Source organism: Sulfitobacter delicatus (assembly GCF_900102535.1).
Classification (GTDB): domain Bacteria; phylum Pseudomonadota; class Alphaproteobacteria; order Rhodobacterales; family Rhodobacteraceae; genus Sulfitobacter; species Sulfitobacter delicatus.
On sequence record NZ_FNBP01000016.1, the window covers coordinates 14,432 to 28,897 of the forward strand.

The 14,466-nt window shown below is 61.7% G+C and carries 14 protein-coding genes; 8 read left to right on the forward strand and 6 right to left on the reverse strand.

Going from position 1 to position 14,466, the window contains the following annotated elements; genetic code table 11:
- Positions 1 to 15: 15 nt before the first annotated feature.
- Both BLS57_RS18290 and BLS57_RS18295 read right to left on the reverse strand, forming a co-directional pair.
- Positions 16 to 2,796: a [protein-PII] uridylyltransferase gene (locus BLS57_RS18290; RefSeq protein ID WP_093744120.1), complete on the reverse strand. Its 2,781-nt coding sequence runs from the start codon at positions 2,794 to 2,796 to the stop codon at positions 16 to 18.
- Between the two features lies 1 nt (position 2,797).
- Complete coding sequence (locus BLS57_RS18295) at positions 2,798 to 3,979, reverse strand: penicillin-binding protein activator (RefSeq protein WP_093744096.1); 1,182 nt, start codon at positions 3,977 to 3,979, stop codon at positions 2,798 to 2,800.
- An 86-nt stretch (positions 3,980 to 4,065) separates the two neighbouring features.
- On the opposite strand from BLS57_RS18295, the gene rsmI reads away from it, so the two are divergent.
- From rsmI to BLS57_RS18315, 4 genes are all read left to right on the forward strand, one after another.
- Complete coding sequence (gene rsmI / locus BLS57_RS18300) at positions 4,066 to 4,926, forward strand: 16S rRNA (cytidine(1402)-2'-O)-methyltransferase (protein ID WP_093744097.1); 861 nt, start codon at positions 4,066 to 4,068, stop codon at positions 4,924 to 4,926.
- Positions 4,927 to 4,986: 60 nt separating this feature from the next.
- Positions 4,987 to 5,331: a YraN family protein gene (locus BLS57_RS18305; protein WP_244153730.1), complete on the forward strand. Its 345-nt coding sequence runs from the start codon at positions 4,987 to 4,989 to the stop codon at positions 5,329 to 5,331.
- A gap of 106 nt (positions 5,332 to 5,437) precedes the next feature.
- Positions 5,438 to 6,373, forward strand: a complete 936-nt coding sequence (gene gshB, locus BLS57_RS18310) for a glutathione synthase (protein WP_093744099.1) — start codon at positions 5,438 to 5,440, stop codon at positions 6,371 to 6,373.
- Positions 6,370 to 7,302, forward strand: coding sequence for an alpha/beta hydrolase (locus BLS57_RS18315; protein WP_093744100.1), 933 nt, complete (start codon positions 6,370 to 6,372; stop codon positions 7,300 to 7,302). Before gshB ends, BLS57_RS18315 begins: the two co-directional genes overlap by 4 nt.
- Here BLS57_RS18315 and BLS57_RS18320 read toward each other — a convergent pair.
- The 4 genes from BLS57_RS18320 to cobU all read right to left on the reverse strand — a co-directional run bounded on the left by BLS57_RS18320 (position 7,247) and on the right by cobU (position 10,698).
- Positions 7,247 to 8,782, reverse strand: a complete 1,536-nt coding sequence (locus BLS57_RS18320) for a YifB family Mg chelatase-like AAA ATPase (RefSeq protein ID WP_093744101.1) — start codon at positions 8,780 to 8,782, stop codon at positions 7,247 to 7,249. The two genes, BLS57_RS18315 and BLS57_RS18320, sit on opposite strands and share 56 nt — an antisense overlap.
- Positions 8,783 to 8,850: 68 nt before the next feature.
- Positions 8,851 to 9,540, reverse strand: coding sequence for a glutathione S-transferase (locus BLS57_RS18325; protein WP_093744102.1), 690 nt, complete (start codon positions 9,538 to 9,540; stop codon positions 8,851 to 8,853).
- 58 nt (positions 9,541 to 9,598) lie between these two features.
- Entirely contained in the window at positions 9,599 to 10,180 is a 582-nt protein-coding gene (locus BLS57_RS18330) for a histidine phosphatase family protein (RefSeq protein ID WP_093744103.1), read from the reverse strand.
- Positions 10,177 to 10,698 (reverse strand): bifunctional adenosylcobinamide kinase/adenosylcobinamide-phosphate guanylyltransferase, encoded by a 522-nt coding sequence (gene cobU / locus BLS57_RS18335; protein WP_093744104.1) that lies wholly within the window; start codon positions 10,696 to 10,698, stop codon positions 10,177 to 10,179. The genes BLS57_RS18330 and cobU overlap by 4 nt, the downstream gene beginning before the upstream one ends.
- A gap of 96 nt (positions 10,699 to 10,794) precedes the next feature.
- Between cobU and BLS57_RS18340 the strand changes: the two genes are divergently transcribed.
- The 4 genes from BLS57_RS18340 to BLS57_RS18355 all read left to right on the forward strand — a co-directional run bounded on the left by BLS57_RS18340 (position 10,795) and on the right by BLS57_RS18355 (position 14,439).
- A complete protein-coding gene (locus BLS57_RS18340) occupies positions 10,795 to 11,673 on the forward strand; it encodes an RNA polymerase factor sigma-32 (RefSeq protein ID WP_093744105.1) in 879 nt (292 codons plus the stop codon).
- Positions 11,674 to 11,752: 79 nt separating this feature from the next.
- Positions 11,753 to 12,946 carry a bifunctional phosphopantothenoylcysteine decarboxylase/phosphopantothenate--cysteine ligase CoaBC gene (gene coaBC / locus BLS57_RS18345; protein ID WP_093744106.1) on the forward strand — a complete coding sequence of 398 codons (1,194 nt, stop codon included), beginning with the start codon at positions 11,753 to 11,755 and terminating at the stop codon, positions 12,944 to 12,946.
- Positions 12,947 to 12,955: 9 nt separating this feature from the next.
- Positions 12,956 to 13,408, forward strand: coding sequence for a dUTP diphosphatase (gene dut, locus BLS57_RS18350; RefSeq protein ID WP_093744121.1), 453 nt, complete (start codon positions 12,956 to 12,958; stop codon positions 13,406 to 13,408).
- On the forward strand, positions 13,408 to 14,439 hold the full coding sequence (locus tag BLS57_RS18355; RefSeq protein WP_093744107.1) for a HesA/MoeB/ThiF family protein: 1,032 nt from the start codon (positions 13,408 to 13,410) through the stop codon (positions 14,437 to 14,439). The genes dut and BLS57_RS18355 overlap by 1 nt, the downstream gene beginning before the upstream one ends.
- Positions 14,440 to 14,466: the final 27 nt, after the last annotated feature.

Sequence of the window (14,466 nt, forward strand, 5' to 3'; positions counted from 1 at the left end):
TTTGCCTGCTGTTTTCTACTTCTCCGCGCGCTCGACCCCGGCCGCAATCGCCTCGCGCAAGCGTTTCTCCAACACGCGCTGCTTGGCTTCGGTATAGTATTTCAGCCCAAACATATCTTTGACGTAGAAGGTATCGACCACCTGTTCGCCATAGGTCGCGATGACCGCATTCGCGATATAAACATTGGAAGCCGCCAAAGTGCGCGTCAGGTCATAGAGCAGGCCGGGCCGGTCGCGGGTGTCGACCTCGATGATTGTGTAGATTTCCGACCCTTCATTGTCGAAGGTGATATGCGTTGGCACCTTAAAGGCCCGCTCGCGCTTTTTGACCTTGTCACGGGATTTAAGCGCATCGCGGGCGACGATCTCACCGCGCAGGGTCTTTTCAATCATCTCGCGCAGACGCGGCAGCCGTGCAGATTCAAACGCATGACCTTCGGAGTCCTGAATCCAGAAGGCATCGGTCACGAAACCGTCCTTAGTCGTATAGCTGCGCGCATCGACGACATTTGCCCCCACCAGTGCCAGCGCGCCCGCGAGACGCGCAAAGATGCCGGGGTGGTCGGCCATAACAAAGCAGGCACGGGTGGCGCCGCGGTCTTCGTCCGGGTGCAGGTCGATGCGGATGTCGTCATTGCCAATGTCCCGCAGCATTTCGGCAAAAGCGATATGGGCCGTTACATGCAGGCCCTGCCAATAGGGCGGATAGTGGCGCGCGGTTTCACGCTGCAACACCTTGCGCGGCCAGTCTTTCAACGCGGCACGCAGGGTCTTCTTGGCTTCGGCGCCCCGGTTCTCTCGGTTGAGGTCCTCGAGCCCGGTCTCCAGCGCCCGTTCTGTCTGACGGTAGAGCGCGCGGATTAGGACGGCTTTCCAATTGTTCCATGTGTTCGGCCCAACGCCGCGAATGTCGCAGACCGTCAGCACGCAGAGCAGGTCGAGCCGTTTGACCGTCTGCACCGCTTTGGCAAAGTCCCGCACGGTGCGCGGGTCGGCGATGTCGCGTTTCTGTGCCATGTCGGACATCAGCAGGTGGTAGCGCACCAGCCATTCTACCGTATCAACCTCATCGCGCTTCAGCCCCAGCCGCGGGCCAATCCGTCGCGCAAGCTTCGCGCCAATAATCGAATGGTCCTCGGGCCGCCCTTTCCCAATGTCATGCAGCAGCAACGCCACATAGAGCACCTTGCGGTTCACGCCGCGCTCGAGGATCGAAGAGGCGACGGGTAGTTCCTCTTCCAGCTCGCCTTTTTCGATCCGGGCCAGATGGGCGATACATTGGATCGTATGCTCATCCACCGTGTAGCTGTGATACATATTGAACTGCATCATCGCCACAATGGGCTCAAACTCGGGGATGAAGGCGCTGAGTACGCCCAACTCATTCATCCGGCGTAGGGCGCGCTCGGGATTGCCGTGCTTTAGTAGAAGGTCGAGGAAGATACGCCGTGCTTCGGGCGTGCGGCGCATATCGTCGTCAATGAGCGATAGGTTGGCTTTAATCAGCCGCATGGCGTCTGGGTGGATCAACATACCGGTGCGCAAAGCTTCTTCGAAAATGCGCAGCAGGTTCAGCTTGTCAGACAGGAATTCGTCGTCGTCCTTTACCGCGATCCGGTTGTGCACGACCTGAAAACCGTCGCGCATCTTGGGGCGCCGGCGAAAAATACGCTCTAACAGCGGCTCGGCCTTCATATGGCTGGCTTCCAGCCCGGTCACAAAGATGCGTGTGAGATCGCCCACGGCTGTGGCATGGCGGAAATAGGCCTGCATAAAGACCTCGACCCCGCGCCGTCCGCCGATGTCTTCATAGCCCATGACCTTGGCGACCTGCACCTGCATGTCAAAAGTGAGCTGTTCGGTGGCGCGGCCTGCAAGTAGATGTAGATGGCCCCGCACGGCCCAGAGAAAGGCTTCGGCCTCGCGAAACGTGTCGTATTCATCGGCGCGGAAGACGCCCAGTTCGACCAGATCGGCGACACGGTCGACGTCATGAATGAACTTGGCGATCCAGAACAGCGAGTGCAGATCGCGCAGCCCACCTTTGCCTTCCTTCACATTGGGTTCCACGACATAGCGCTCGCCCTGTTTTAGATGGCGGTTGTCGCGCTCTTCCAGTTTCGCTTCGATGAAATCGCGGCCCGCGCCGGCGAAGAGGTCGTTCTTCAGGCTGGTGTCGAGTTCATTCGCCAGGCTGATGTCCCCGTCGATAAACCGATGTTCCAAAAGGGCGGTTTGGATGGTGAAATCATCGGCACCGAGGCGGATACATTCGTCAATGGTGCGGGTCGCATGGCCGACCTTCAGCTTTAGATCCCAAAGGATATAGAGCATCGATTCAATGACGCTCTCGGACCATGCGGTAGCTTTGTATGGTATAAGAAACAGCAGATCGACATCCGAATGTGGTGCCATCTCGCCCCGGCCATAGCCACCCACGCCAATCATGGCGAGCCGTTCACCCTCGGTCGGGTTCGGATTGGGGTGCAAAATTTGACTGGCGATGCCCAGAACCGCCCGCATCAGTTGGTCGGTTAGATAGGTATAGGAAGAGGTCATCGCCCGGGCATCAAAGGGCGATTCCGCAAAAGCGGCGGCAATTGCGGCGCGGCCCGCTTCTTGTGTGCTGCGCAGCACCGCCACAATATCGGCCCGCAGTGCGGCGCCTTCGAGGGTGGTGTCGAGCTGTGACAGCGCCTGCTGTACGGCTTCGACGTCGAAAATCTGCTCGGGAGCGCAAATCAGGCGCGGGTGTCGACGCGCGCCTGATATTGTTGTCGTCTTAGCGAGGTCCAATTTAGAAACCGGCGCCGCCAAAGCCGCGGGGGGCGGGGTCAATCACCACAACACGGTTGTCACGGATCGTGGCCACAGCCAGCGCACGTTCGTTGGTCCCATCCCGGCGCAGACGGAAGATGCCGCTGGCGCCTTTGAAACCTGCGCCCTGTGTCAGCGCGGCACCAGAGAGAGCGTTGGACTTACCAGCTTTCACCAGCGATCCAATCGCTGCCATCCCGTCAAACGCCAGCCCGGCGAGCGGGTGCGGATCACTGCCATAGGCCGCTTTGTACTGGTTGGAGAAGGCCGTGCTCGCCGCCGTATCAGGCCGCGCGAACCAGCCACCCTGAACGCCGGGCAGTTCCAATGTCTGCGGAGGAATGTCCCAACGGGTCAGACCCATGTATTGCGTTGTCGCAGCTTGCACGCCAGCCTCCGGCAGCAATTGCGCAAAAAGCGGCAGGGCGCTGGCCGAAGAGGTCGTCAGGAACAAAGCATCCGCGCCAGTGCTGTCGATGGCCGCTTTGACCCGCGGCACGGCGGCGACAACGGACTCTTGGCTCAGGGCATAGTCAACGGTGCCTGCAAGTGTGGCGCGATTGGCGCTGATTGCTTGCAGAATGGCATCGCGTCCCAATTGGCCCGCAAGGTCTTGGCCATGCAGAACAACGATCTTTTCCTTACCGCTGCGCTTGGCGAAGCTCACCAGCCGGTTCGCGGTATTGGCAAAGGTGGGTCCAAGCACAAAGACGTTGCCGCCTGCAATGGTTGGGTTGTTGGAGAAGGACAGCACGTTCACACCAGATGCCGCGACAGCGACGCCCGCCGCATTCGCCGCTTCGCCGTAAACCGGCCCAAGGATGATCTTCGCGCCCTCATTCACGGCCTGAGAGGCAACGGAAGCTGCCTGGCTGGCATTGCCGGCTGTGCCATAGACGCGCAGATCGATTTGAACGCCGCCAAGATCCCGCATCGCCAGACGCGCTGCATTCTCAAGGTTCTGGGCAAGCAGATTGTCGCTTGCGGAGCCACCGCGGGGCACCAGAAGCGCCACCGGCACAGGGGCCGAAGTATCAATGCGCGGGCCGCCGGTATTGCCGCCGGTGATGGCGACAGGCTGACAGGCCGCGAGGACCGCCGCAAAGAGAGGCAGCAGAAGCAGGTGCATCTTCTTGCGGATGGCTCGGAAAAAGGCAATCATCGGTATTCACTCCCCGGTGGTGGCAGGACGGCAATGCCGCCGAAACATGGCCGCGATCATAGTGACTGCGAAAGGCGGGTCCAGCGTTGAAATTCCAGAAGACAGAGCTAACGCCGGGACTTTATTTTGTCGGTGTCCCGATCGGCACGGCCCGCGACATCACCCTGCGGGCGCTGGATGTGCTCGCCTCCGCCGATTTGCTCGCCGCCGAAGACACCCGTAGCCTGCGCCGATTAATGGAAATACATGGCGTTCCTCTGAATGGACGACAGGTGGTGGCGCTGCACGACCACAGCGGCGAAGCGGTGCAAGAGCGGCTCATCACGGCGATCCGTGAAGGAAAATCAGTGGCCTATGCCTCCGAGGCTGGCATGCCGCTCATCGCTGACCCCGGGTTTGAACTTGGCCGCGCGGCTGCCCAAGCAGGCGTAATGCTGACCAGCGCGCCCGGTCCTTCTGCCGTGCTGACGGCACTCGCGCTGGGCGGTCTGCCGACCGATGCGTTTTTCTTTGCAGGCTTTCTGCCAAATAGCAAAGCCGCGCGATTAACCGCTCTGGAAAAGCTCCGCGACGTGCCTGGCACCTTGGTGTTCTACGAATCGCCAAAACGGTTGGGGGCCATGCTGCGCGACGCCGCCACCGCGCTGGGTGCAGAACGTCAGGCTGCCATGTGCCGGGAGTTGACCAAGAAATTCGAAGAGGTGAAGCGAGACACGCTTGAGAATCTGGCCGAGGCCTATGCCGGCAAAGCACCAAAAGGCGAAGTCGTCGTGCTGATTGATCGGGGCCGTTTAGAATCTGTTAAGCAAGTTGACCTAGAAACAGACCTGACCCAAGCGCTGCAAGATCATTCAATGCGCGACGCGGTCGATCTGGTTGCAAAAGCGCATGGGTTGCCACGGCGGCAAGTGTACCAAGCGGCTTTGGCGCTCGGGAAGGATGGTTGAAAAGGTTTAGGGTTCATGGCGGTAGATTCACGTTCCAATACAAAGCGACAGCGTGGGCGAATGGCCTACCACGCAGGTCTCGCTGCTGAAAATCGGATCGCGCAGGATTATGAACGACGTGGATTCGCCGTTGCGCGGCGACGCTGGCGCGGCCGCGTCGGAGAAATTGATCTTATTCTGCGCGACGGCGCCGCGCTGATATTTGTAGAGGTCAAGCAAAGTCGCGACTTCGCACGCGCAGCCGAAAGTCTGTCTACACGACAGATGCAACGTATCTACAAATCGGCTGAAGAATTTCTTGCCGGTGAGCCCGCAGGAAGCCTGACAGAAGTCCGCTTCGACGTCGCCCTCGTGAACGGGCAAGGGGCGACCGAAATTATCGAAAACGCCTTTGGGTTGGGCTGACCTATTGCGCCCAACCCCCTGCTGCGCCATCTAAGAAGGGTCCTTCTCGCCCGGTCCAATTGGTCCGGGTTCGAATGTGACCGAGGCCAGCAGCAGGGAGACCCCAATGAAAATCGCCTTTCAGATGGACCCGATCGGGAACGTCGACATCAATGCCGACAGCAGTTTCCGCTTGGCCGAAGAGGCTCAGGCACGCGGGCATGAGCTGTTTTTCTATACCCCCGACCATCTGGCCTATCAGGAAGGAAGGGTTACAGCGCGGGGGCATGATTTCACTGTTCAACGTGTGCAGGGCGCGCATGCGCAGTTTGGTGAGGAGCGTGAGGTTGATCTGAGCGAATACGATGTGGTTTGGCTGCGCCAGGACCCACCGTTCGACATGCATTACATCACCTCGACCCATCTTCTGGACCGACTTAAAGACACGACTTTGGTGGTGAACGATCCATTTTGGGTGCGCAACTACCCTGAAAAACTGATGGTCCTTGATTTCCCGGATCTCACGCCACCCACGACCATCGCGCGCGATCTTGATACGATTAAAGCGTTCAAAGCCAAACATGGCGATGTGATCCTCAAACCGCTTTACGGTAACGGGGGCGCAGGCGTGTTCCGGCTGGATGCCAATGATCGCAACCTGACTTCGCTACATGAGTTGTTCACCGGCTTTTCGCGTGAACCCTTGATCGTGCAGAAGTTCCTGCCCGCCGTTTCAAAAGGGGACAAACGCGTCATCCTCGTGGATGGCGAGGCAGTTGGCGCGATCAATCGGGTACCGGCGGAAGGGGAAACCCGGTCAAATATGCATGTCGGCGGTCGGCCTGAGAAGGTGGGCCTGACGGAACGGGACCGCGAAATCTGTGCGGCGATTGGTCCTTTGTTGAAGGAAAAGGGCCAAGTCTTTGTCGGCATCGACGTGATCGGGGACTATCTGACCGAGATTAACGTGACATCGCCGACCGGCATTCAGGAGCTTGAGCGGTTCGATGGGGTAAACATCGTTGGAAAGATTTGGGAGGCGATTGAGGCGCGCCGCGGGTGAGCCTGCGCCGCCATTTGCTGAACCAGTGTCTGCGCTGGACGGAAAAACCTTTGCTTTCGCGCGGCTCGCCACAATTGCTGCGGCGGGCCTTGGAGGTGCAGGCGCGGTTGTTTTTTCGAACCCCGCGCGCCGTGAAAGCAGTCTGGCGGGAATTGCCCCTCGGGCCGCGGGCGCTTTGGCTTTCGCCGCCGCAGTCCGGGGCGCGGGTCATTCTATACATCCATGGCGGTGGTTTTGTTTTCGGCAGCCCGCTGACCCACCGCGCGATGCTGGCGCGGCTTGCGTTGCTTACCGACGCAGAGGTGGTGCTTCCCACTTACGCGCGTGTGCCAGAAGCGCGCTTTCCTGCAGCCGCGCGGGACGTGCATGCGGCTTGGGACAGCTTGCTGGCGCTCGGCATCGCGCCTCAAAATATCATTCTTGGCGGAGATAGTGCGGGTGGGGCGTTGGCATTCGATTTGCTGGCGCAGCTTTGCCAGGAGGGCGGTGGTTTGCCTGCCGGGGTATTCGGTCTGTCGCCTCTATTGGACATGACCTTTTCAGGCAGTAGTTTTCGCGAGAACGCAGGCTGCGATGTTCTCTTGCCGGCGCAGCGGGCGGCGGAGATGGCGGGCCTCTACCTTAATGGCAAGAGCGCGGATGACCCTCGGGCGAGTCCGCTTTTTGCAGATTACACCGGTGCGCCGCCGATATGGCTGACGGTCAGCGATAGTGAAATATTGCGGGACGATAGCCGTCGCCTTGCAAGCCGTCTGTGTAAAGCCGCCTTGCCTGTAACCCTGCAGGAAGAGCACGATCTTCCGCATGTCTGGCCATTGTTTCACAACCATTTACCTGAGGCGCAGCGCACTCTCGAAGCGCTCGGACAATGGATCAACGCCCTGCCGCCTGCACCGCTCGGCGGGCCGGATCGGGCAGGCGAAAGCTGATCGCTTCTGCCATATGGGGGCGACGCACATCTGCTGCGCCATCAAGGTCTGCGATCGTGCGGGCGACCCGCATCACCCGATGGTAGCCGCGCGCCGACAGGCCGAACCGTTCGGCTGCGCGCAGCAACAACGTTCGGGCCTCTTCGTCAGGACTGGCGATGACCTCTAGCATATCTCCCATCGCGTCGGCGTTCGCAGTTATCGCAGGGTGATCCTGAAACCGCAGGTCTTGCACCTTGCGGGCGGCGTGGACCCGAACCGCCACTTCAGCAGAGCCTTCGGCGCTCGGGGGCAGGTTTAGATCCGTATAGCTCACCGGCGGCACGTCGACGCGCAGATCGAAACGGTCCATCAGGGGGCCGGAAATGCGGCCCATGTAGTCCTCACCACAGGCGGGTGCGCGTGAACATGCGCGGGCTGGGTCGGGGAGATAGCCGCATTTACAAGGATTGGCAGCGGCAATCAGCATGAACTTGCAGGGGTATTTTACGTGAGCGTTGGCGCGGGCAATCATTACTTCACCAGTCTCGGTCGGTTGGCGCAGGGTTTCGAGGACGGTGCGGGAAAACTCGGGAAACTCGTCCATGAACAGCACCCCGTTATGCGCGAGGGAGACTTCGCCGGGCCGCGCCCGCCGCCCTCCGCCGATGATCGCGGCCATAGAGGCGGTGTGATGCGGCTCACGAAACGGGCGACCGCGCGAGATGCCGCCTTCGTCGAGCAGCCCGGCGAGCGAATGGATCATCGAGGTTTCCAGCGCTTCCATGGCGGTAAGCGGGGGGAGAATGCTGGGCAGGCAAGACGCGAGCATGGATTTGCCCGACCCCGGCGTGCCCACCATCATCAGGTGATGTCGTCCGGCAGCAGCGATTTCCAGCGCGCGTTTGGCGCGTTCCTGACCTTTCACCTCGCGCAGGTCGCGGGTGGTAGAGGGCGGCGGCACTTCGCCGGGTTCGGCCGGTGTGATAGGAACCTGTCCGGTATAGTGGCGCACCACATCGCCAAGGGTTGCGGCGGCGATGACCTGTGCTGCACCGACCCATGCGGCTTCGGCGCCTGACGCTGCTGGGCAGAGTAGGCTGCGGTCGTGGGTCGCCGCGGCCATGGCCGCCGGAAGGGCGCCCACGACCGGAACCAACGTGCCGTCGAGTGATAGTTCGCCTAAGGCCACGAGGTTCTGGGTGACGTCATCGGGCAAGATATCGAGCGCCGATAAAAGAGCGAGCGCGATAGGGAGATCGAAATGGCTGCCCTCCTTTGGAAGATCGGCGGGCGACAGATTCACGGTGATGCGTTTGGACGGCAGCGCGATTGCCATGGCGCCTAGCGCTGTGCGCACGCGGTCGCGCGCCTCGGAAACGGCTTTGTCTGGAAGACCAACGATGGAGAAACCGGGCAGCCCGGCGGTCACGGCGCATTGCACCTCGACCATGCGCGCTTCCACACCCTGAAATGCGACCGTATAGGCCCGCGACACCATCGCCCGATCTCCCGACAAGATATGGTTAATGGGTAGGCAGTGGGTGTTTAGGAATGGTTAACGCCAGATCAGGCGCCTTCAGGCCAGTCGCGTTTTGCTAGGCCAAGCTCATAGGGGAAGGGATCATAGACCTTTTCAAGCCCTGTGGCCCGCCACTTCTTGAAGGCGGGGTCGCTGATCGTCTGCGCGCAATAGGCCTGCGCTTCGGACGAGACGGGCAGGTCATAGCCAATAATACGCGCCGCCACCGGGGCATAGAATACGTCGGCGAGTGAATAGGCGCCAAAGAGCCACGGCCCCTCACTGCTGCGGGGCTGGCTGCGGGCATGGCGCCAGAGGTCTTCTATACGGGTCAGGTCTTGTTTGGTCTCGGCGTCGGGATCAAACCCCTCCCACACATGTTGCAATTGCATCGGACAAGCGCCGCGCAGCGCGGTGAAGCCCGAGGCCATTGCGGCACAGAGCCATCGAGCCGTGGCTCGGGCGGCAGGATCCGCAGGCCAAAGCCCGGCGTCGGGGTGCCGCTCGGCTAAAGTTTCCGCCATGGCGAGGCTCTCACCTACCACGGTACCGTCGGGCAGGCGCAAGGCGGGCACCAGCCGGGCAGGCGCGAGATGCGCCAGATCGTCGGCCATGGTGCCGCTGTAGAGACCGACGAGATGCTCACGGTAAGGCAGGTCAAATTTTTCCAGCATCAGCCAGCCGCGGAGGGACCAACTGGAGAAGGTGCGATCACCGATATAGAGGTCATATGTCATGCGCGCAGATTAGGGCGCAAAAGATCGCTGGGCCAAGCGCTTTCTGCAGCGCCAGCACTTAAGGGAGGTGGTTGATGCCATGTATCTGCCACGCGCCATCCTCATGGCTCAAATGCGTCACCGAAAGATTGTCGATCTTATGCGCCATCGCTTCTAGCGGACCTGTGCCGAGGGCCTGTTGGATCTGAGTGAGGATCACGCCGAAATGCGCCACAGCAATGACATGCGTATCAGGATGCTGCGCGTTGATACGGGCCACCACGCGATCAACCCGCGCCTTGGTCTGGTTCCAGCTTTCCCCTTCGGGGGCCACCACGTCGCCCGGGGTCTCCCAATAGGCGCGACTGAGCTCCGGATCGCGGGCGGCGACGTCTTGGAAATGCAGCCCGTCCCAAGCGCCGAAGTGCAGTTCGCGCAGATCACGCTCATGGGGCAGACGACGTCGACGCGGCGCGGCGAGTGCATCGGCGGTGGCGGCAGCCCGGCTGAGGTCCGAAGACACAAGCAAACCTACTGGCGGCAGATGCGCGTTCAGCCGTGCAAGCAAAGCTGCATCAGAGAGATCGGCAGGCACATCGCGCCAACCTACGAAATTCTTTTCATGCGTGGGCCCGTGGCGCACCCAATGCCAGATCGTCATGGAAGCTGCCCTTTCAACACCTGAGGCAGACCCGCGATGACCTGCACCACAGTGTCTGCTTCACCCGCCAACGCGATGTTCAGCCGCCCCTGCGCCTCGCGGAATTGTCGTGCCATCGCGTTGTCTGGCACGATGCCTTGACCCACTTCGTTCGAGACGATGATCCAAGGTGCGGCGCAGCTGCGCAAGGCCTGCAAAAGATCGGTCTGCGCCTGCCCGAGATCATTTCCGTCCATCAAATGATTGCTCAACCACATGGTCGCACAGTCGATCAGCACTATTTCGCCACTGGTGAGCCGTGACAACGGTTCCGCGAGATCGAGCGGACATTCGACCGTCTGCCACCCCGCATCACGCCGGGCGCGATGGATGTTCACGCGTTCTTGAACTTCACCGTCCCAGATGCGACCGGTGGCAAGGTAAGTCTTTCTCAAACCACAAGAATTTGCGACATCTTCGGCCCATTGGGACTTGCCCGATGCTGCCCCGCCTAGGGCAAAGGTATTTCTTGGCAACATCTTTTCACCAAATATTTGAACCAAATGGCATAGCTCTGCGTATCTCTCTCAACGGCGCATCACAAGCCAAGCCACGCTTCAAGGGGGATATCCAAGATGTCATTGCAGACCGCACGCGAATTTTCACTCACCCGCACCGCTATGAAGGCCGAGTTGCTCGACGCCGACACAGAGCTTGAATTGGCCTACGCTTGGCGCGACCAGCGGGACGAGGCTGCACTGCACCGTCTGATCACCGCTTACATGCGTCTGGCGATCTCCATGGCCGGCAAGTTCAAGCGCTACGGTGCGCCGATGAACGACCTGATCCAAGAAGCGGGTCTTGGCCTGATGAAAGCCGCCGATAAGTTTGACCCCGACCGCGGCGTGCGCTTTTCGACCTATGCGGTTTGGTGGATCAAGGCGAGCATCCAAGACCACGTGATGCGCAACTGGTCGATGGTGCGCACCGGCTCGACCTCCTCCCAAAAATCCCTGTTCTTCAACATGCGCCGTGTGCAGGCCCGGTTGGAGCGTGAAGCCTCCGCCATGGGCGAGACGCTGGACAAGCATCAGCTGCGCCAAATGATTTCGACCGAGATCGGCGTGCCGCTGCACGATGTCGAGATGATGGAAGGCCGTCTGTCAGGCTCGGACTATTCGCTCAATGCTACCCAGAGCGCCGAAGACGAAGGCCGCGAGTGGATCGAGGCACTGGCAGATGAAAGCGCGCAGGCTGCTGAGCGTGTCGAGGAAAGCCATGACACCGCCCAGCTACGCAACTGGCTGCTGACCGCGATGCAGGGTCTGTCGGACCGCGAGCAGTTCATCGTCCGCGAGCGCAAACTGCGCGATCCGTCACGCACCTTGGAAAGTCTTGGCGATGAGTTGAGCCTCAGCAAAGAACGGGTGCGTCAGTTGGAAGCGGCGGCCTTTGGTAAGATGCGCAAATCGCTTGAGATGCAATCGCGCGAGGTCTTTGCCTTCTTGGCCTGACCCATCGCCCCCTCCCGCTGGGGCTGGCAGATTGCTGCGGCCCGGATTAAGGTCTCCCGAACACCAACGGGGGGCCTTTATGCTGTCGGGCAAACATATTCTGTTGATCATCGGCGGGGGCATCGCCGCCTATAAATCGCTCGATCTGATCCGCCGGTTGCGCGAGCGCGGGGCGCGGGTGACCCCGGTGCTGACGCGTGCGGGGGAGGAGTTTGTCACGCCTCTGTCGGTCTCCGCACTGACGGGGGTGAAGGTCTTTCGCGACCTTTTTGACCTCGGGGATGAGGCCGAGATGGGTCATATTCAACTCAGCCGCGCGGCCGATCTGCTGGTGGTGGCCCCGGCCACGGCGGATCTGATGGCGAAAATGGCGCATGGCGCGGCGAATGATCTGGCCTCGACCCTGCTTTTGGCCACCGACACGCCGGTCTTGCTGGCCCCTGCGATGAATGTGCGCATGTGGCAGCACCCCGCGACGCAGCGCAACATGGCCACCCTGCGCGGCGACGGCATTGCCATGGTTGGCCCGAACGCCGGCGATATGGCCTGCGGTGAGTTCGGTCCGGGGCGCATGGCGGAACCTCTGGAAATCGTCGCTGCGATTGAGGCGCGCTTGGGGGCAGGGCCACTTAAGGGCAAACGCATCCTCGTCACCTCCGGCCCAACCCATGAGCCGATTGATCCGGTGCGCTATATCGCCAACCGCTCCTCCGGCGCGCAAGGCACGGCCATCGCGCGGGCGCTGGCGGCTTTGGGGGCCGAGGTGGTCTTTGTCACCGGCCCCGCGGATGTGCCGCCGCCTGAGGGGGTGCAGATCATCGCGGTGCAGACCGCGCAGGAGATGATGCAGGCCGCCGAAGCCGCGCTTCCGGTCGATGCCGGTGTCTTTGCCGCTGCCGTGGCCGATTGGCATGTGGTGGGCGCGGGGGACCGCAAGTTGAAAAAATCCAAAGACGGGCTGCCCGCGCTCAGCTTTGCCGAAAACCCCGACATCCTGAAAACGATCAGCCAGCGTACCGAGCACCGCCCCCCACTTGTCGTGGGCTTTGCCGCCGAGACCAATGACGTGCTCGCCCATGCCACCGCCAAACGCGCGCGCAAGGGCTGTGATTGGATCGTCGCCAATGATGTCTCGCCCGGCACCGGGATCATGGGCGGCCGCGAAAATGCGGTGACGCTGATCACCGAAGCGGGCGCCGAGGAGTGGCCGCGCATGGGCAAGGACGCCGTTGCCGCCCGTCTCGCTGACCGTATCGCCGCAGAGCTGGCCTAAGAGGGCATGATGATCACAATCAAACTCCGCTGGGCCGAGGGCGCGGACCAAACCCTGCCGCTGCCCGCCTATGAGACCACCGGCGCTGCTGGCGCCGATCTGCGCGCCAATCTGCCGGGTGGCGCGGTCACCTTGGCCCCCGGTGCGCGGGCGCTGATCTCGACCGGGGTCCACATGGCGATCCCGGAGGGGTTCGAGGTGCAGGTCCGGCCGCGCTCGGGCTTAGCGCTGAAACATGGCATCACGCTCATCAATAGCCCCGGCACGATCGACAGCGATTATCGCGGCGTCGTCGGCGTGATCCTTGGCAATACGGGGCAGGAGGCCTTCACGGTAGAGCACGGCATGCGCATCGCGCAGATGGTCGTGGCTCCGGTGTTGCAGGCGGGGTTTGATCTGGTGGACGGCTTGGATGAAACACCCCGCGGCTCGGGCGGTTTTGGCTCGACAGGGGCGGGCTGATGGCGGCGGTTCTGATCATTGCGGTCGCGATCTGGTTCGGCGGCGGCCTTCTGGGCATGCCGCGGGGGCTACGGGCTGGCTTGCTCACAGTGATGTTCGTGGCGCTGGTCGCCTTGCATATGGTGTTCCCATCAGACCATCCGCTGCGCCTCGCGACCGGCGGCAGCGCGGCGCCTTGGTTGTTGTTCGGCGGCTTCGCCGCGCTGGTGGCACTCTACCGAATGGGGCTTTCGACCCTGCGTGCACGGGCCACCCCTGCTGATGCGGCGCCTGCATCGGGCAGCTTCTCCGACAGTGAGCTGAACCGCTACGCCCGCCACATCGTCTTGCGCGAGGTCGGCGGGGCTGGGCAGAAGGCGTTGAAGAACGCCAAGGTGCTGGTTGTCGGCGCAGGCGGCCTCGGCGCGCCGGCGCTGCAATATCTCGCGGCGGCTGGGGTCGGGACCATTGGTGTGATTGACGATGACGAGGTCGAAAACGCCAACTTGCAACGGCAGGTGATCCACAAGGACGCGTCTATCGGCACGCCCAAAGTCTTTTCCGCTCAGGCCGAGATGACCGCCCAGAACCCGCATGTCACCGTGCGCCCCTATCACCGCCGTTTGACGGATGAGATCGCCGCCGAACTGGTGGCCGACTACGACCTCGTGCTCGACGGCACTGATAATTTCGACACCCGTTACCGCATCAACGCCGCCTGTGTCGCGGCTGGCGTGCCGCTGATTTCAGGCGCGCTGAGCCAGTGGGAAGGGCAACTCAGCGTCTTCGACCCCGCACGCGGCGCGCCCTGCTATCGCTGCATCTTTCCCAAAGCCCCAGCGGCGGGCCTTGCGCCTTCCTGCGCCGAGGCCGGTGTGATCGGCCCGCTGCCCGGTGTGATCGGCACGATGATGGCGCTGGAGGCGATCAAGCTAATCACCGGCGCGGGCAGCGTGCTGCGCGGGCAGATGATGATCTACGACGGGCTCTACGGCGAAAACCGCCAGATCGCGATTGCGCGGCGTCGGGGCTGCGAAACCTGCGGCGGGTGATTGCAAGTCCCCCTGCCGCGCCCCATC